General features: G+C 65.1%; 16 protein-coding genes. 10 read left to right on the forward strand and 6 right to left on the reverse strand.

Annotated features, from left to right (window positions below):
- Window positions 1–11 precede the first annotated feature (11 nt).
- Window positions 12–509, reverse strand: coding sequence for a RidA family protein (locus ACSQ9A_RS31355; protein WP_436306772.1), 498 nt, complete (start codon window positions 507–509; stop codon window positions 12–14).
- A complete protein-coding gene (locus ACSQ9A_RS31360; protein WP_436306773.1) occupies window positions 506–1,825 on the reverse strand; it encodes an aminotransferase class V-fold PLP-dependent enzyme in 1,320 nt (439 codons plus the stop codon). Before ACSQ9A_RS31360 ends, ACSQ9A_RS31355 begins: the two co-directional genes overlap by 4 nt.
- Window positions 1,826–2,143: 318 nt before the next feature.
- Here ACSQ9A_RS31360 and ACSQ9A_RS31365 point away from each other — a divergent pair, with 318 nt between their 5' ends.
- Complete coding sequence (locus ACSQ9A_RS31365; RefSeq protein ID WP_436306774.1) at window positions 2,144–2,809, forward strand: helix-turn-helix transcriptional regulator; 666 nt, start codon at window positions 2,144–2,146, stop codon at window positions 2,807–2,809.
- 34 nt (window positions 2,810–2,843) lie between these two features.
- On the opposite strand, the gene ACSQ9A_RS31370 is transcribed toward ACSQ9A_RS31365, so the two are convergent.
- The 3 genes from ACSQ9A_RS31370 to ACSQ9A_RS31380 form a co-directional block, all read right to left on the reverse strand.
- Window positions 2,844–4,496, reverse strand: a complete 1,653-nt coding sequence (locus ACSQ9A_RS31370; protein WP_436306775.1) for a UGSC family (seleno)protein — start codon at window positions 4,494–4,496, stop codon at window positions 2,844–2,846.
- Window positions 4,497–4,521: 25 nt separating this feature from the next.
- Window positions 4,522–5,358 (reverse strand): Bug family tripartite tricarboxylate transporter substrate binding protein, encoded by an 837-nt coding sequence (locus tag ACSQ9A_RS31375; protein ID WP_436307740.1) that lies wholly within the window; start codon window positions 5,356–5,358, stop codon window positions 4,522–4,524.
- Window positions 5,359–5,541: 183 nt separating this feature from the next.
- Window positions 5,542–6,459, reverse strand: a complete 918-nt coding sequence (locus ACSQ9A_RS31380; RefSeq protein WP_436306776.1) for an NAD(P)/FAD-dependent oxidoreductase — start codon at window positions 6,457–6,459, stop codon at window positions 5,542–5,544.
- Window positions 6,460–6,542: 83 nt separating this feature from the next.
- Here ACSQ9A_RS31380 and ACSQ9A_RS31385 point away from each other — a divergent pair, with 83 nt between their 5' ends.
- Window positions 6,543–7,034: a MarR family winged helix-turn-helix transcriptional regulator gene (locus tag ACSQ9A_RS31385; RefSeq protein WP_436306777.1), complete on the forward strand. Its 492-nt coding sequence runs from the start codon at window positions 6,543–6,545 to the stop codon at window positions 7,032–7,034.
- Between the two features lie 169 nt (window positions 7,035–7,203).
- On the forward strand, window positions 7,204–7,353 hold the full coding sequence (locus ACSQ9A_RS31390) for a hypothetical protein (RefSeq protein WP_436306778.1): 150 nt from the start codon (window positions 7,204–7,206) through the stop codon (window positions 7,351–7,353).
- A gap of 110 nt (window positions 7,354–7,463) precedes the next feature.
- On the opposite strand, the gene ACSQ9A_RS31395 is transcribed toward ACSQ9A_RS31390, so the two are convergent.
- On the reverse strand, window positions 7,464–8,366 hold the full coding sequence (locus ACSQ9A_RS31395) for a LysR family transcriptional regulator (protein ID WP_436306779.1): 903 nt from the start codon (window positions 8,364–8,366) through the stop codon (window positions 7,464–7,466).
- A gap of 134 nt (window positions 8,367–8,500) precedes the next feature.
- Between ACSQ9A_RS31395 and ACSQ9A_RS31400 the strand changes: the two genes are divergently transcribed.
- Genes ACSQ9A_RS31400 through ACSQ9A_RS31430 form a run of 7 tightly spaced genes read left to right on the forward strand, consistent with a single transcriptional unit; the run spans window position 8,501 to window position 17,607 of the window.
- Entirely contained in the window at window positions 8,501–9,697 is a 1,197-nt protein-coding gene (locus ACSQ9A_RS31400; RefSeq protein WP_436306780.1) for a mandelate racemase/muconate lactonizing enzyme family protein, read from the forward strand.
- Window positions 9,698–9,746: 49 nt separating this feature from the next.
- A complete protein-coding gene (locus ACSQ9A_RS31405) occupies window positions 9,747–10,739 on the forward strand; it encodes a tripartite tricarboxylate transporter substrate binding protein (protein WP_436306781.1) in 993 nt (330 codons plus the stop codon).
- A gap of 23 nt (window positions 10,740–10,762) precedes the next feature.
- Window positions 10,763–12,217 (forward strand): aldehyde dehydrogenase family protein, encoded by a 1,455-nt coding sequence (locus ACSQ9A_RS31410; RefSeq protein WP_436306782.1) that lies wholly within the window; start codon window positions 10,763–10,765, stop codon window positions 12,215–12,217.
- A 41-nt stretch (window positions 12,218–12,258) separates the two neighbouring features.
- Window positions 12,259–13,236, forward strand: coding sequence for a Bug family tripartite tricarboxylate transporter substrate binding protein (locus ACSQ9A_RS31415; protein ID WP_436306783.1), 978 nt, complete (start codon window positions 12,259–12,261; stop codon window positions 13,234–13,236).
- An 11-nt stretch (window positions 13,237–13,247) separates the two neighbouring features.
- Window positions 13,248–16,256: a xanthine dehydrogenase family protein molybdopterin-binding subunit gene (locus ACSQ9A_RS31420; protein WP_436306784.1), complete on the forward strand. Its 3,009-nt coding sequence runs from the start codon at window positions 13,248–13,250 to the stop codon at window positions 16,254–16,256.
- Window positions 16,253–17,083, forward strand: a complete 831-nt coding sequence (locus tag ACSQ9A_RS31425) for an FAD binding domain-containing protein (protein WP_436306785.1) — start codon at window positions 16,253–16,255, stop codon at window positions 17,081–17,083. The genes ACSQ9A_RS31420 and ACSQ9A_RS31425 overlap by 4 nt, the downstream gene beginning before the upstream one ends.
- The gene (locus ACSQ9A_RS31430) at window positions 17,080–17,607 is read left to right on the forward strand and encodes a (2Fe-2S)-binding protein (protein WP_436306786.1); all 528 of its coding nucleotides are present in this window, start codon (window positions 17,080–17,082) and stop codon (window positions 17,605–17,607) included. The genes ACSQ9A_RS31425 and ACSQ9A_RS31430 overlap by 4 nt, the downstream gene beginning before the upstream one ends.

Below are 17,607 nucleotides of genomic sequence, written 5' to 3' on the forward strand. Positions count from 1 at the left end.
GCTTCGCGAACTCAGCGCGCCGCGATGCACTCCACTTCGACACGAGCGTTAAAGGCCAGTCCGCTCGATCCGAACGCGCTGCGTGCGGGAAATTTCCCCGCCGAGAAATAGGTCTTGTAGACGTCATTGAAGGCGTTCCATTCATTCATGTCGGCCAACATCGCGGTGCACTTCACTACGTCGGCAAACGTGTATCCATGCACCTCCAGTGATGTCTTGATGTTCTCCATCACTTGTTTGGCCTCCGGCTGAATGCCGCCAGGTGGCAGCTTGAGGCTGCCGGGGATGTTCCCAATTTGGCCTGACAGGTAGAGTGTCGAGCCCACTTGCACTGCTTCGGAAAATGGAAGTGTTGTGGGAAGAACCTTTCCGGAGTTCAAGTGCTTCGGAGCCGCACAGCCGCTGATTAAAACGATCGCCAGGCCAGCGAGCGCTACGGGAGGTATCAAGTGGCCGGCGGCGCCAAAGACGCAAGACAGTGGATTTGCTTGAAAGTGTTTGGAACTCATGGGGTACCGATCGCTGCAAGAAGTCTATCGATGTCGCTCATGTCGTTGAAGACGGACGGCGAGATGCGTGCATGATTTGCGCGCAAGGTAATCTCGATCTTCGCGGGTGCAAGGCGAGGCGCCAGTTGGGATGCGTTGAGATAGGCGAATGTCACGATGGCGGAGTTGGAATCGGTCGGCGTCACCACTTGAAAGCCTCTGGCCCTCAGGCCGTTCTGCAAAGCGTCGGTCATAGGCTTTCGATAGGCTTGGATCTTGTCGGGGCCCACGCTCTGAATCCAGTCGATCGATGCCGCGCAGGCAGCCTCGACCGCACTTGCCGGGAAGGATCCCATGAAATACCCAGCGACCGAGTTGATCTGAACGCTCTCGTATGGGACGCTGCCCGGCGGATCAAGCGGATACACATGAAGAATCGGAGCCGCAAAGTTGCGAGTCTGGCGATAGCCATACCATGGGCGCTGGAGTTGGGGCAGAAGGCTCTTGCGCACGTACAGAAACGCGAAGCCGAAGTCGCCCATGAGCCACTTGTACGTTCCGCATGCGGCAAAGTCCACACCTGCCGCCTTGACGTCAATCGGCATGTTGCCGGCGGACTGAATCAGGTCGACGTACACGAGCGCCCCACGCGAATGCGCCAGGTCGCATACGGCCTTGAGGTCATGGGTAAATCCGTTGTACAGCGACACATGCGAAATCGCAACGAGCTTGGTTCCGGGTGAGATTGCCGCATCCAGAGCGGAAAGTGAGATGCGGTAGTCCGCGTCCATTGGAACGGTGATGACGTTCACCCCCCGGAGCCGATACTGCTCGTACATGTAGAAAGACCCGACGAAGTGAAGCGCGTCGGTCACTACCCGCCCGCCAGACTCGGGCAAGCCGAGGGCCTTCGTGACGAGGTACTCACCCATCGATGTACTCGGAACGTACGTGACCTCATCCGCATCGGCATTGATCAGGGCCGCGAACTTTGCCGTGGCCGTTGCGCTTCCGCCCGCAAGCGTTGTTTTCGATTGCGCATAGGACGCTAGGGCATCCTTGGCATAGGTGTTCCATGGGTGATCAGCGGCTCCGTTGAGGAAGATGCGGTCAGCCACGCCAGGGAAAAGCGCCTTCGCTGGCAGCGTCGGCGTGGACGCGGGGGGCTCGGCCGCTGTTGCTGTGCCGATCGGCAGGATTCCACCCGAACCGCCACCTCCACCTCCGCAAGCGGCGAGTTGTCCGCCCAGGACGCCCGCTACCGACGCGCTGCCCACAGTCTTCAGCCAGCGACGCCGAGAAGTAGCAGGCGCTGTCGTGTTTTCCGAATCGCTCATAATTCAAACTCCATGTTGAGAAGTCAACAAATTGTTGAATCTTGGTGCGTAGATGCCCTACAGCGGGGCGACTCGTCCAAGGCCAAGCTTGCGTTGCGCAAGACGCATGGCCAGAATTCAACACCGAGTTTATTGTTCTACGTTTTGTTGAAGCGTCGACTAGGGATTCCACTCACTATGCCCCGTTCCCCATCCAACACAAAGACTCTGCCCCGGCCCACGGCTACCGCGAAGCCCCGCCGTATCAAGCGACAAACATCCAACAGCGCCGAAGACGCATCTGTTCCCGCAGCCCTCAAGGAAGAGCGTCGGCGAATCATGGAAGTTCTCAAGCCCGTGGTACACATGATGGGTTCAATGCTGGGACCGAACACCGAGCTGGTCCTCCACGACCTCACCAACCCCGAGGCGTCGGTCATTGCGATTGCAAATGGCCATGTTTCGGGTCGCGATGTCGGCAGCCCCATCCTGACCGGACCGAAGGACGACCGTGCGTTCTCTGCTGCATTGACTTCCGCCACTCACGCAGCGCAGAGCGGTCATTCGGTCGTCGACGCTTATCCAACCATCAGTCCGAAGGGCACGCCCCTGCGATCTGCGACCGTCGTCTACAGGGACGCGGAAGGAATCCCCTTTGCTGCGCTGTGCATGAACGCCGACCTTACGGTGCTGAAGCTTGCCCATGCCTGGCTTGAGCAATCCATTCATGGCCGGCCACCCTCTGCCGCGGCGAATGAGGTGCAAAGCGATCCGCCCGACATGGACGCATTGATGGACGAGATCATTCAGTCGGCCGTGCAGAAATTTGGCAAGCCCGTGCAGTTCATGTCAAAGGACGAGAAAGTGCACGCCGTCGAAGAAATGCTCAAACGGGGCCTCTTCATTGTCAAGGGCGCAGTGGGCCGGGCGGCAGCGGCGCTTCATATGTCACGCTTCACGATCTACAACTATCTGGATGAGATTCGAGAGCGAGATGCGAAATAGACCCCACCCTTCAAAGCACAGCACCCACATCTCGCTACTTCCACTTATCTATGCACACCGACGAGGGGTTGTAGAACTGCCAAGCCTGTGACATCGGGTTGGTCCGGCCGCCGACTACAACGATTTTGATCGAATCCTTCGGGTAGACCTGAATCTCCAGGTCGTCCGGCGCAGTCAGGTAGGACTCTGGCCAACGCTTCGTTTGGTACGAAGCGCCCTGTCCTTTGATACCTTGCTCCATGAACGCGGTGTAGAAGTAGTCGCTTCTAAAGTCTCGCGCTGTTCGGGTTGCGCGCCTCCATAGATAGTCGGATACTTCATCCTTTGTATAGCCGGCGTTCGCGAGCTTGTCGGCCACGATGGGATCGAGAAGTAGCAACGCTCCACGCGGCATCTCAAACTGGGCCAGCCCCCGCGCCATCGAGTCCAGTCCCAACTTCACGTCCGACATGAAGCGTGCGAAGGGCGACAGGAAGTTCCAACCGCCGTACATAACGGTCACCACATCTTCATCGGCCGAATAGCCATGGGACTCATGCCATGACGGCCAAGGACTTTCCTTTACGTTTTCGCTGAAAGCCAAGCTGTACTTCGTGGGATTTCCGATGCTGCTCAAATCGCTAACGCCCGTTTTGGAGCCCCCCAAACAGATCAAGGCCAGGCGCAGGAAGCGGCCCATGCATGCATTGACGGCGTTGCCTGTTCCGGCACCCAAAGCATTGGCACCGACGTTCATCCCAAGCTTTGCCGCGATCGGCCCGCCGACGAGAGTTGCCAGCGAGAACGAGGTCGTCGATCGTACGCACGACGCAAAGGCCGGAGCGCTGACCGCTTCAACGATCGAAAGAAGAACCGGCATCTGCTGTGGGCTGCAGTTCGCCATCGCGCCAACAACTGCCACTTTCTCCACGGTGACCCGATAGCCCTCGGGGTGGAATCGTTCGACCACTATCTCCTCCGGCGACTTCGACGTGCCCTTGAGCATTCGACTGACCGCGGCTTCAGTAGGCGGAATGATCGGCAGGCCGTCAGTCCAGTCACGACGCGTGAAGAACCGATTCACATCGTCCAAAGTGCCGCGAAACGCAATGCGTCCTGCCCGGTGCTCGGTTCGCGAACCCGCTGCGATTTCCGAGGGCGAAAGCGGTCTGGTGAGGCCAGCCACCAATTCCGAAGCGATTTTCCTCATGACAGGCTCATCGATCATGTCGCATGGATGCGGCACATGCACCCGCCTCAACGCCGGCATGCCCTCCTTCGCACACGTAAGTTCAACGTCCGACCGGAACGGCTCGTCAACTACGTACACGCAGGGGATGCCGCGTCTCTCCAGTTCCACGGACCAGTGTGTTCCCCACATCGAACAAGATCCGCAGGCGCCGCAACCGTAGATCACCGCATCGGCTTCGGACTCAACACGCGCCCAGAGCTCGGGCTCGTCTGACATATAGGTACTTTGGCGGCGGACGAACACGGCAGTCACACCAGGAGCCACCGCAGGGAGATACTCGGCCATCCATTTCATGAACGAATCGGCTCCTCCGATGACCTGACTGATGCAGAAGACGACTTTGCCGTTCAAGTCGCTCAACCTTGTTTGCGGCGCGGCGACGGTACGGTGATTGGGCTCTCCTGCAGGACTGAGAACTTCGTAGTTCATTGAACGATCAACAACGACTTGCTCCATACGGATCCTTTGGTGATGCTGGGTCTCATTCGATGCGGATTCCCGCATCCTTGATGACCTTGCCCCAGACGGCGTAGTCTTGTTGAATGACCGCCGCGAATTCCTGGGGACTGGTGCCCGTGATTTCCACCCCGAGCGGCACGAACTGCCTTTGAACTTCCGGCGACCTGACAGCAGCCACCAGCGCCTTATTGAGCGCAGCGACGGTCGACCGATCCATGCCGGCAGGCCCGAAGACGCCAAACCAACCTGAGATATTGAGCGCGCCGAGGCCGAGCTCGACGCAATGAGGTACCTCAGGCAGCGCTTCAATTCGCGTCGATCCCGTAATCGCCAGCGCTTTCACGCGCCCTGCCTTGACGTGTGGAATCGCCGAAGACACCGAATCGAAATAGACCTGAACGATGCCGCCTTGAAGATCGCGCTGACCTTCTGAGGCGCCCTTGTACGGAATGTGATTCAGCCGAGCGCCGTATAACCGGTTCAGCATCTCGATGTAGAGATGCCCGCTCGTTCCGATGCCAGCGGATGCCGCTGAAATCTGCCCTTCCGACTTGGAAAGTTCGACAAGTTCCCTCAGATCCTTCGCCTTGAGCGACGGCTGAGCGCATACGACTACACCACTACGAAAGAGCTGCGTGATCGGCGTGAAGTCCTTGAGCGGGTCGTAGGGCAACTTGGCCAGTAGGTGCGGAACCTGAGTGTGCGTGCTGCTGATCGTCAAGAGCAGCGTGTGGCCGTCTGGTGGGGCCTTGGCCACTATGCCGGCTCCAAGGACGGTCGCCCCCCCGGGCTTGCTCTCGACCACAACAGGCGCCCCGCCTAGATGTGAGGTCAGCGTTGGACTCAGGGCCCGCGCCATAAGGTCCGCCGGCCCACCGGGGGCCGCAGGCACTATGATTCGAAGCGGACGGCCCGCAATTGGAAAATCAGAAGCCCAACCGCGTGTAGCGACAAGCGCCGCACCGGCACCCAGCAGTGTTCGACGGGTAAGTTTCAAGCTTGTCTCCTCAGGCGTTATCGACGTTCTCGGCTCTTGAGCAATCTATGCGTCGGTCAAATGGGACGCTCGAATCGCATTGGCGACTGTTCTGGCATCGGCAACCGCGTTTGATACCGTGAATCGGGCCCCGCATCGCGCGTCGCCTATCGCGAATACGTTCGGCACATCTGTCTGCATGCGTTCGTCTACCTCGATGTAGCCGCGCGCATCAAGGCCAACCGTATTGATCAGGAAATCCGTCGCTGGAGTGCGGCCGACCTGAACCACCAGTCCCTGGGCTGCCAATGACCTCGCCGAGCCAGATGAATCCCGCAGCTGTATGAGTTCGAGGCCGCTCGACCCCGATGCGCCGGTAAGCAGGGTGGCCCTGAGCACGCGAATGTTGGGCGAGGACTTCAATAGCGCTTCCAGATCCGCGCCACAGTTCAGTTGCGCTCCCTGCTCAACCAAAGTGACGGCGGCGGCGAAACGCGCCAGATGCAATGCGTCCACAACTGCACCTTGCCCTCCGCCACAAACGACCACCGACTGACCCCTGTAGAAGACCGCCTCGCAGGCTGCGCAGTCGATCAGGCCTCTTCCCTTGAATTGGTCCAGCGACATGGCTTCGATCTGTCGCCTCTTTCGCCCCGGAGCGAGCACCATGAAGGTGGCGGTGAGCGCGCGACCATTGGTGAGAACCGCAGCATGGGAGCTCGAATAGCTTTCGAGTTCCTGAACCCTCCCCTCGATGAATCGAACCCCTGCAGCCTGGGCATCATCGATCAAGCGCGCAGCGAACTCAGAACCCTGCACCCTGTGTCCATCGCGTGGGAAGTCATTCAGCCACTCCAAGTTTGGAAGATCGCCGGCAAGCGACCCCTCAGACACCAAGGCTACCCGCAGGCTCTCGCCGGCCAGCATCTGGGCTGCAGTCAGCCCGGAGGCACCGCCTCCGATGATCACCACATCGTGTTCCAAGAATCGTCTCCTTATCTGCGTGATATCTGCACTTTGCAGCTACTATGCCGATAAGTCAAGTTTTGAGGCCTACAATGACGGGCATGGCGACAACCCCTCTTGACAGGCGAATCAACTACAGGCTGAACCGGATCTCTGATCGTTGGAGCGCGCTGGTCGTTTCCATGGCGCGCTCGAAATATCGGCTGAACCCGGCGGCGATGAAAGTGCTATCTGTCATCGCTTGTTACCAGCCTCTTTCCCCGGGGGAGTTAATCGAACGCACGTCCTCGGACTCACCAAAGGTTGCACGAAACATCGGCTATCTGACAGAGCAAGGACTGATCGAGCGCATTCCCGACCAGATGGACGGGCGCCGTGCCCTGGTGCGTGTCACTGCGAAGGGGGCGAAAGTCAATGCTGATATCGAGAAACTGTCCAACCTTGTCGAGAAGAGAATCACTGCAGCTCTGACCGAATCAGAGTTGAAGACCTTCTACCGAATCCTGGACACCATCGAAGTCGCCGTCCATCAGCAGCTCGGGAACTCCAGTTGGATGTCCCTTGTGAACGGTGTCGAAACCGGCGACGAGTAGCTCTCAGATGAAAGCAAGGACGACTCGGTCTGGCGACAGCTCGTAAGGCCACCCTCCACGCCGGAGCAGGCAGCGGGGGGACAGGATCGTCGGTACGCGCGGTGATCCCGTCTTGAGTTGCGGGCTTGTGTCCATGACGATGGTGTCCAAAACGATTTAGGTGAACACCATGGAAGACTCCAAGCGCGTGAGCCGGCGGCGCCACGCGCGGCCGATTTGGCGGCAAGTGCTGGCCGCGTGCGCGGAACCTGGAGCGTCGGTGGCTCAGGTGGCGCTGGGCTCGACCGATCTTGCGCGCATGGTCGAAGCTGTAAAGTAAGCGTCGGCTCGACACCCCCTTGACTGCCTTCTGATCGAGGGTCGCTCATCAGGGGCGTCAAGTTTGAATCAGCATCAATCGCGACGAGCCTGCAACGCGGCAGAGCGCAGTTAGTCGCACTGGTGTCCCAACCCTCGGACGTGCTTGACGAGGACTGCAACGAAGGCCGATGCCGCTGGACCCAACGGGCGCCTTGGATGCGTCACACAGACGATCTGGCGCGCGAGCCGCGGAGCAGTCAACGCATGGCCACGCAATGACGCATGCTCAAGTGGCTTCCGAACGGCCACGCGCGGGAGCACCGTGCAGAAATCGCTCTGGTGCACCAGGTTGAGGATGGCGCTGATCGAGTCGATCTCGACGCTCGGGGCCAACACCACATCTTCGGCTTGACCAATGCTTTCGATGATGCCGCGCAGGCCATGCTGACGAGTGGGCAACACGAGTTTGAGATGCGCCAGTTGACTGAAGACGACGGTGTCAGGCAAGGCCGCGTGCTGTGGCCCGGTAATGAGCAGCAGATCTTCTTCGGCGATCAGCTCGGAGTTGAGCGCCAGCGATCGCCGCGGCTTGTTGATGATCGCGGCGTCGAGTTGACCGACCGACACCGCATCGGTCAACGTGCCGCTGAAGCCGTCGGTCAGTGAAAGCTCCACTTTGGGATGCAGTGCCGAGAACTCGAGCAGGGCATCGACCAGCACACCCTGCGCGATGGTCGCGATCATGCCCACGCGCACTTGGCCGCTCAACTCAGCGCTGGTCTGCATGACCTGCTCGCGCGCCCGTGAAAAATCCCCCAGCACGGGCAGGAACAGGCGGTACATGCGCCGCCCGTCACCGGTCGGCTGCATGCCCTGCGGCGTTCGCACGAACAGCTGCTGCCCGATCTCTTCCTCGAGCTTGGCGATCTGCATGCTGAGCGCTGGTTGGACGATGTTGAGCCGCCGCGCCGCGCGCGTCACCGAGCCTTCTTCGTAGAGGCAGACGAAATACTGGATCTGACGAAATTCCACTGGACATCCCGTGAGGATGCATCAGTCTAAGTGATTGACCACATCATTTAATATTAATTGACCTGATGCAAGGCGATTTCTAGACTTTCTCCCAGACGGCCACCACTGCGCCGCTTGCCGGAGACAAGTCACATATGCCCTCATCGTCCGTGCCGAACGCGGCGGCTGCTGCAACGCCTGCCGCGAGCGGCTGCGCCATCGCCGACATCCAAGCCTGGGCCACGTCCTTTCCAGTTCCGACCGAGCACAGCGTGCGCCTGGGTGTAGGCCGCACGCTCAAGCGCGACGCGGTGATCGTCAAGGTGACGACCGAGGGTGGGCTGGTGGGATGGGGCGAGTCGCACCACGGCCGCGCGCATTCGAGCATCGCGCACTTCGTCACCCATGCGCTGCGGCCAATGGTCCTCGGCATGGACGCGACCGACGTCCACGGCGTGTGGCAGCGCATCTATTCGCGCCAGCTGGCGAGCCACGGCATCGGCGCCGGCTGCGCCATCGCCATGAGCGGCATCGACATGGCGTTGTGGGACATCCGAGCCAAGGCCGCAGGCTGGCCGCTCTACAAGCTGCTGGGCGGTGCATCGAAGCCGATCCCCGCCTATGCGGGCGGCGTGGCGCTGGGCTGGCAGGACCCGTCGGCACTGGTTGACGAAGCTTCGGCCCACGTGCAAGCCGGCTACAAGGCGGTGAAGCTGCGGCTGGGCGATACGGTGGATCGCGACGTGGCGCGCGTGGCCGCGGTGCGCAAGGCCTTCGGCGAAGGCATCGAGATCCTGACGGACGTGAACGCCGCCTACACCCTGGCCGATGCCCGGCGCGCCATGCCGCAGCTGGACGCGCTGAACGTGGGCTGGCTCGAAGAACCCTTTCCCGCACACGACTACCGCAGCTACGAGCTGGCGCGCGCCTATGGCCGCGTGCCCTTCGCCGCCGGCGAGAACCACTACACGCGCTTCGAGTTCAACCGCCTGGTCGATGACCGCGTGGTGTCGATCCTGCAGCCCGACCTGTCGAAGACCGGCGGCATCAGCGAGACGATGCGCATCGCGGCGCTGGCCTCGGCGCACAAGCTGCCGATCCATCCGCACTCGTCGATGACGGGCATCAACATGGCCGCGACGCTGCACGTGCTCGCGGCCATCGAGGGCAACGGCTACTTCGAGGCCGACGTATCACGCGGCAACCTGTTTCGCGACGCGCTGGTCGCCACGCCCTTCGCGATCGGCGCCGACGGCTGCGTGCGTCCATCCGATGCGCCCGGCATCGGCGTCGAAGTCGACGAAGCCTTTCTCGACGCGCACCCCGCCATCGAAGGCCCGGCATACGTCTGACACATCCCGCATTCGCATCGCCCCACAACAACTTCCGGAGACAAGACCCATGCAGACATTCCAGCGCCGCCGAGCGCTCCTGGCGGCCGCCGCCGGCACCGCTGTCGCGCTCGCCTTCGTCGCCGGTCCGGCACGGGCGCAGGATAGCTACCCGTCCAAGCCGATCCGCATCGTCGTGCCCTACCCGACAGGCGGCTTCAACGACACGCTCGGCAGGCTGGTCGCGACCAAGCTGTCGATCGCCTGGAAGCAGCCCGTGATCGTCGACAACAAGCCCGGCGGCGGCACGGTGATCGGAACGCAGGCCGCGGCCACCGCACCGGCCGACGGCTACACGCTGCTGGTGGTGCAGTTCCCGTTCGCGGCCAACCCGTGGCTCTACAAGTCGCTGCCCTACGACAGCGCCAAGGCCTTCGCGCCGGTGGTGCTGGCAGGCCGCTCGCCGATGCTCATCGTGTCGCATGCCGCCGGGCCGTTGCGAACGCTCGGCGACGTGCTCGCCGCGGCCAAGGCGAAGCCGGGCGCGCTCAATTACGGCTCCTCCGGCGCCGGCTCTTCCAACCATCTCGCGATGGCATTGTTCGAGAGCGTCTCCGGCACGCGCATGACGCAGGTTCCCTACAAGGGCAGCACGCCGCTGCTGACCGATCTGGCCGGTGGGCAGGTCGACCTGGCCGTCGACCTCTTGCCGCACGCGCTCCCCTTCATCCAATCCGGCAAGGTGCGTCCGTTGGCCATCGCAAGCACCAAGCGATCGCCGCTGATGCCAGAGCTGCCCACGGCAGCCGAAGCGGGCCTGCCGGGCTACGAAGTGACCTCGTGGCATGGCTTCGTGGTGCCGGCCGGCACGCCGCAGCCGGTGATCGACAAGCTCAACCGCGAGCTGAACACGATCTTCGCGATGGAGGACGTCAAGAAGGTCTTCGCACAGCAAGGCGTGGTGCCCGACGGTGGCACGCCCGCGGCGTTCAAGAGCTTCATCGACGCGCAGATGGCGCTGTGGAAGAAGGTCGTGCAGGACGGCCGCATCACCGCCGAATGACGCAACGACCCCATCCCTCATCCATGAACGACCTCCAAGCCCTCAACCTCATCCACGGCGAGTGGCAACCCGCGCAATCCGGCGCCTGGGGCACGCGTCGCAACCCGGCAGACGGCGCCGAGCTCGGCCGCTACGCCGCCTCCGGACGAGCGGATGCAGACGCCGCCATCGCTGCGGCGCGCCGCGCCTTCGACCAGCCGGGCTGGGCACAGAACCCGCGCCTGCGCCAGATGGTCATGCTGCGCTGGGCCGACCGGCTCGAAGCCCGCGCGGAAGAACTGGCACGCCTGCTCACGCTGGAGAACGGCAAGGTCATTGCGCAGTCGCGCGGCGAAATCGGTGCAGCCGTTTCCGAGATCCGCTACTACGCCGGCCTCGCGCGCTATATGCCGGGTCACGTTTTCGAGGTGGAGCCCGGTGCCTTCTCCACGCTGCTGAAAGAGCCCGCCGGGGTGGCCGGCATCATCGTGCCGTGGAACGCGCCGGCCGTGCTGCTGATCCGCTCGCTCACGCCCGCGCTCGCCGCCGGCTGCACCACGGTCATCAAGCCGGCGCCGCAGACTGCGCTCGTCACGGCCGCGCTCGTTGCCGAGCTGCATGCCGTCGAAGCACTGCCCCCCGGTGTCGTCAACCTCGTGAGCGAGGACGGCCACGAGGGCGCCGCGCGCCTGGTCGAGTCGGCCGAAGTCGACGTCATCAGCTTCACCGGCTCCAACGCGACCGGCCAGCGCATCATGGCCGCGGCCGCGCCGACGATGAAGAAGCTGTCGCTCGAACTCGGGGGCAAGTCGGCCTGCCTGGTGTTCGATGATGCCGACGTCCAGGCCGTGGCGCCGGCGCTCGCGGCCGCCGCCACCATCATCAGCGGCCAGCAGTGCACCGCCGCACGCCGGGTGCTGGTGCATGCGAGGCACTACGACGCGATGAAGCTCGCGCTGACGGCCGCGCTGCAGTCGCTCAAGGTCGCTCCCGGCATGACCGAGGGCGCGCACATCGGCCCGATGATCGACGACGCCTCCGCCCGCAGCGTCGGCCAGCGCATCGACGAGGCCATGGCGGCAGCCGACGAGGTGCTGCTGCGCGGCGGCCGCGGCACCGGCGCGCTGGCGGGCGGCGCCTTCCTCACGCCCACGCTGGTCGCGCACCGCGACACCGGCGCCTTCTTCGTGCAGGAGGAGATCTTCGGCCCGCTGCTGGTGCTCGAGCGCTTCGAGGACGAGGCCGAGGCCGTGGCGCGCGCCAATCATTCGGAATTCGGGCTGTCGGCCAGCGTGTGGACGCGCGACGGCGCACGGGCCTTGCGCGTGGCCCGCGCGCTACGCAACGGTACGGTCTGGATCAACGACCACAACAAGCTCTTCGCCGAGGCGGAGACCGGCGGCTACCGCCGCAGCGGCCTGGGTCGCCTGCACGGCTACGACGCGCTGATCGACTTCCAGGAAATCAAGCACATCTACCAACAGGTCGGCACGGTCTGAGCCGGAACGCCACGCACCCGATCCACAGGAACGCAGACACCATGCACAAGAAGACCTTCCTCCATGGCCTCGCGGCCATCGCCATGGCGCTCGCGCTGCCCGCCGTCCATGCCCAGCCAGGCAACTACCCGGACAAGCCGATCCGCATCATCGTGCCGTACACGCCGGGCGGCTTCAACGACACGATGGCGCGCGTCTTCGCACGCAAGCTCCAGGACGGCCTGGGCCAGCCGGCAGTGGTCGAGAACAAGCCGGGCGCGGGCACCGTGCTCGGCACCGACGCCGGCGCCAAGGCTGCGCCCGATGGCTACACCCTGGTGGTGGTCGGCTTCCCGCTGGTGGTCAACCAGTACGTCTACCCCAGGCTGCCCTACGACACCAAGAAGGACTTCGTGCCGGTCATCCTCGGCGGGCAGACGCCCAACCTGCTGCTGGTGCGCGCCGATTCGCCCGTCAAGTCGATGGCCGACCTGATCGCCAACGCCAAGGCCAACCCCGGCAAGCTGAACTATGCCTCGGCCGGCAACGGCACCTCGCTGCATCTCGCGATGGAGTACTTCAAGAGCGTGACGGGCACGGACATGAACCAGATTCCGTACAAGGGCAGCGCGCCGATGGTGACCGACCTGCTCGGCGGCCAGGTCGACGTGATGTTCGACAACCTGCCCAATGCCCTGCCCCACGTGAAGGCCGGCAAGATGCGCGCGCTGGCCGTGACGACCCCCAAGCGCCTGGCGGCGGTGCCCGATGTCCCCACGGTGGCCGAGCAGGGCTATCCCGGTTTCGAGGTCGCGGTGTGGTACGGCCTGGCTGCGCCCAAGGGCACGCCGAAGCCGGTCCTCGAAAAGCTCAACGCGGAACTGCAGAAGGCGCTGAAGTCGGACGACGTGAAGGCCATCTTCGCGGCGCAGGGCGTCGAGGTGCTGGGCGGCTCGGTGGGCGACTTCGAGAAGTTCTTCCAGGCGCAGGACGCGAAGTGGGCGCCGGTGATCCAGAAGGCCGGCATCAAGGCGGAGTGAACCCTGTGCTGATGAGCGTACCTGCCCTCGCCGACGCGCCCGCGCGTCCCCATCTCGGCCGCCCGGCCGAGCGCGTGGAAGACCGCGCGCTTCTCACCGGCCGCGGCCGCTATGGCGACGACGCGCCGGTGCGCAGCGACACGCTGCACGCGGCCGTGCTGCGTTCGCCGCATGGACACGCGCGCCTGCTGGCCGTGCGCACTGCGCGAGCCGAAGCCATGCCCGGCGTGCGCGCGGTGCTCACGGGCGCGGACGTGCAGCGCTGGTCCAAGCCCTTCATCGTCGGCGTCAAGCAGCCGATGGAACTGTGGGCGCTGGCCGTGGACAAGGTGCGCTATGCCGGCGAGCCGGTCGCGGTGGTGGTGGCCGAGAGCCGCTACCTCGCCGAGGACGCGCTGGAGTTGCTGGAGGCCGACTACGAACAGCTTCCGGCCGTCGTCGACATCGAGTCGGCCGCCGCCGCTGGCGCACCGGTGCTGCACGAGCGCGTGGGCAGCAACGTGGTGAGCGACCGTTCTTTCTGCTACGGCGACCCGGACGCGGCCTTTGCCGCCGCGCCGCACCGCGTGGCGCTCAGCGTGCACTACCCGCGCAACTCCTGCACGCCGATAGAGACCGCGGTGGTCATCGCCGAGTTCATGTCGGAGCAGGACGGCTACGACATCCAGTCCAACTTCATGGGCCCCTTCTCGCTGCATACCGTGATGGCGATGGCCCTCAAGGTGCCCGGCAACCGACTGCGGCACCGTACCTTCGCCGACTCCGGCGGCAGCTTCGGCGTCAAGCAGGCGGTGATGGCACCGGCCGTGCTGATGTGCCTGGCCGCTCGCAAGGCCGGCGCCCCGGTGAAATGGGTCGAGGACCGGCTCGAGCACCTGAGCGCGGCCACCTCCGCCACGGGCCGGCTGTGCCATGCCGAGGCCGCGGTGGAAGCCGACGGGCGCATCACGGCGCTGTCGCTCGACCAGTTCGACGACTGCGGCGGCTACCTGCGCGCGCCGGAGCCGGCGACCTTCTATCGCATGCACGGCTGCCTCACCGGCGCCTACGCCATCGAGAACCTGCGCGTGCGCAACCGGGTGGTGCTCACCAACAAGACACCCACCGGCCTGGTGCGCGGCTTCGGCGGACCGCAGGTGTACTTCGCGCTCGAACGCCTGGTGCAGCGCATTGCGGTCGAGCTGGGCATCGACCCGCTCGACGTGTATCGCCGCAACTTCATCTCGCGCGACGCCTTCCCCTACCGCGCAGCAGCCGGCGCGCTCATCGACTCCGGCGACTACCAGACTGCGCTCGAGCTGGCAGTGCGCGACGGGGGGCTGGCCGAACTGCGCCGGCGGCAGGAAGCGGCACGCGCGCAAGGCAGGCTCTACGGCATCGGCTTCGCGGCCATCGTCGAGCCTTCGGTGTCGAATATGGGCTACATCACGACCGTGATGCCGCGCGAGCAGCGCGCCAGGGCCGGCCCGAAGAACGGCGCCATCGCTGCCGCGACCGTGGGCATCGATCCGCTGGGCGGGCTCACCGCAGTGATCGCCTCGTCGCCCGCGGGCCAAGGCCATCGCACGGTGTGCGCCCAGGTGGTGGCCGATGTGTTCGGCGTCGAGCCGGCCGATGTGTCGGTCAATGTCGAGTTCGACACGCAGAAGGATGCCTGGTCGGTGGCAGCGGGCAACTACTCGAGCCGGTTCGCTGGCGCCGTGGCCGGCACCCTGCACCTCGCATGCGTGCGGCTGCGCGACAAGCTGGCGCGCATTGCCGCCGCACTGCTCGACTGCGAGCCGGGCGATGTGGTGTTCGCCGGCGGCAAGGTCTTTCCGAGGGGCGCTCAGGAACGCGGCTTGGCCTTCTCGCGTTTCGCCGCCAGTCCTCACTGGGCGCCGGGCCTGCTGCCGGCGGGTACCGACCCCGGCCTGCGCGAGACGGCGTTCTGGACGCCGCCGCAGCTCACGGCGCCCGACGACGAGGACCGCGTCAACACCTCGGCCGCCTACGGGTTCGCCTTCGACATCTGCGCAGTGGAGGTCGACCGCGACACCGGCCGCGTGCGCATCGACCGTTACGTCACCACGCACGACGCCGGTACCCTGCTCAACCCGGCGCTGGCCGATGGCCAGATCCGCGGCGCCTTCGCGCAGGGGCTGGGCGCGGCGCTGATGGAGGAGTTCCGCTACGGTGCCGACGGCAGCTTCCAGTCGGGCACCTTCGCCGACTACCTGGTGCCCACCACCTGCGAGGTGCCGGACCCCGTCATCCTGCACCTGGAAACGCCCAGCCCTTTCACGCCGCTGGGCGCCAAGGGCCTGGGCGAAGGCAACAACATGAGCACGCCGCCCTGCATCGCCAACGCGGTGGCCGATGCGCTCGGCCGCGCCGACATCGTGCTGCCGCTCACGCCCTCGCGCGTGATGCACCTGCTGGGCATGGACGACCCTGCACCCTCGGCGGGCAGCGTTGCCGCAGCCATGCCGGTTTCGGAATCCCCTGCGAACCTGAAAGGAGGCAAGGGGAAGGCGCTGTCGGCGCGGGGCGAGATCCTGCTGCCTGCCACGCCCGAAGCGGTGTTCGCCGTGCTGCTCGACCCGGTCGCGCTGGCCCGGGTCATCCCCGGCTGCAACGCGCTGGAGCCGGTCGGGCCGAACCGCTATCGCGCCGACGTGACCGTAGGCGTCGGCATGATCAAGGCGCGCTACGCGGCAGAGATCGCGCTCAGCGAGATCGAGGCGCCTCGGCGCCTGCGGCTCGCCGGCTCCGGCCTGTCGAGCATGGGCACGGCTAAGGGCAGCGGCCTGGTATCACTCGCGCCCAACGAGGACGGCACGCTGCTGCGCTACGACTACGAGGCCGAGGTCTCGGGCAAGGTCGCGGCGGTCGGCGGGCGCATGCTCGAGGGTGCGGCCAAGATCGTGCTCAAGCAGCTGTTCGAGCAGCTCGGCCGGCAGGCCGGCGGCCAGGGCGCGGCGGCGGTGCCCGATCCGTGGTGGCGTCGCCTGCTGCGCATGCTCGGAGGCACGAAGTGAAGCCCGCGGCCTTCGACTACGTGCGCGCCGAATCGGCCGACGAGGCCGTGCAGCAGCTGCGTGCGCTGGGTGCCGATGCGCGCATCCTCGCCGGCGGCCAGTCGCTGATGGCCGTGCTCAACATGCGCCTGGCTCAGCCCAGCGCGCTGATCGACATCTCGCGCACCGCCGACCTCGACTACGTGCGCGTGGACGGCGGCATGCTCGCTGTCGGCGCGGCGGCTACGCAGGGCAGCGTCGAGTGGCGCCAGTCGCTCGTGCAGGAGGTCCCGCTGCTGGCGCAGGCCCTCCCCTTCATCTCGCACTTCCAGATCCGCAACCGTGGAACCATCTGCGGCTCGGTCGCGCATGCCGACCCGAGCGCGGAGATTCCGCTGGTGCTGCTGGCGCTCGGCGGCGAAGTCGTGCTGCGCAGCGCCTCGAAGCGCCGCACGCTGGCGGCCGCGGATTTCTTCCAGGGCATGCTGATGACGGCGCGCGCGCCGGACGAGCTCCTGGCCGAGGTGCGCTTTCCGCTGGCCGCTGCGGGCCAGCGCAGCGCCTTTACCGAATTCTCGGCGCGGCACGGCGATTTCGCCATCGTGTCGGCTGCGGCCACGGCCGATTCGCGCGGGCTGCGCCTGGCCGTGGGCGGCGTGGCCGACCGGCCGCGCCTCGCGCAATGGCCCGCCGGCCTGCGCGGCGCCGAGCTCGACAGCGCCGTCAACGACTTCGCCTGGGAACTGGAGGCGCAGGACGACGCGCACGCCAGCGCCACCTTCCGGCGTCACCTGGTGCGCAGGCTCGGCGCGCAGGTGCTCGCTCGCGTCACGGAGAACCGCTCATGAAACAGATCGGCCGCGACAGCCTGCACACGGTGCGGCTGCAACTCAACGGCACCGCGCGCAGCGCGCCCTGCACGCCACGCATGCTGCTGTCGGACTTCCTGCGCGAGCGCCTGGGCGCCACCGGCACGCATGTTGGTTGCGAGCACGGCGTGTGCGGCGCCTGCACGGTGCAGATCGACGGCGTCGCCGGCCGCTCATGCATGACGCTCGCGGTGCAGGCCGAAGGCCGCCACGTCGCCACGGTCGAAGGCCTGTGCGATGCCGACGGCCCGCTCTCGGACCTGCAGGAGGCCTTCAAGCGCCACCATGCGCTGCAGTGCGGCTTCTGCACCGCCGGCATCCTGATGTCCTGCGACGACTACCTGCGCCGCCGTTCCGATCCCAGCGAGGCCGAGGTGCGCGACATGCTCTCCGGCCACCTCTGTCGCTGCACCGGCTACACGCCCATCGTCCAGGCGGTGCTCGAGACCGCCGCCCTGCGCCGCACCGCCGCCGGCGCCCAACCCCTCCCCATGGAAAACTGA

The sequence above is a fragment of the Variovorax sp. LjRoot290 genome, from assembly GCF_964253985.1.
Classification (GTDB): domain Bacteria; phylum Pseudomonadota; class Gammaproteobacteria; order Burkholderiales; family Burkholderiaceae_C; genus Variovorax.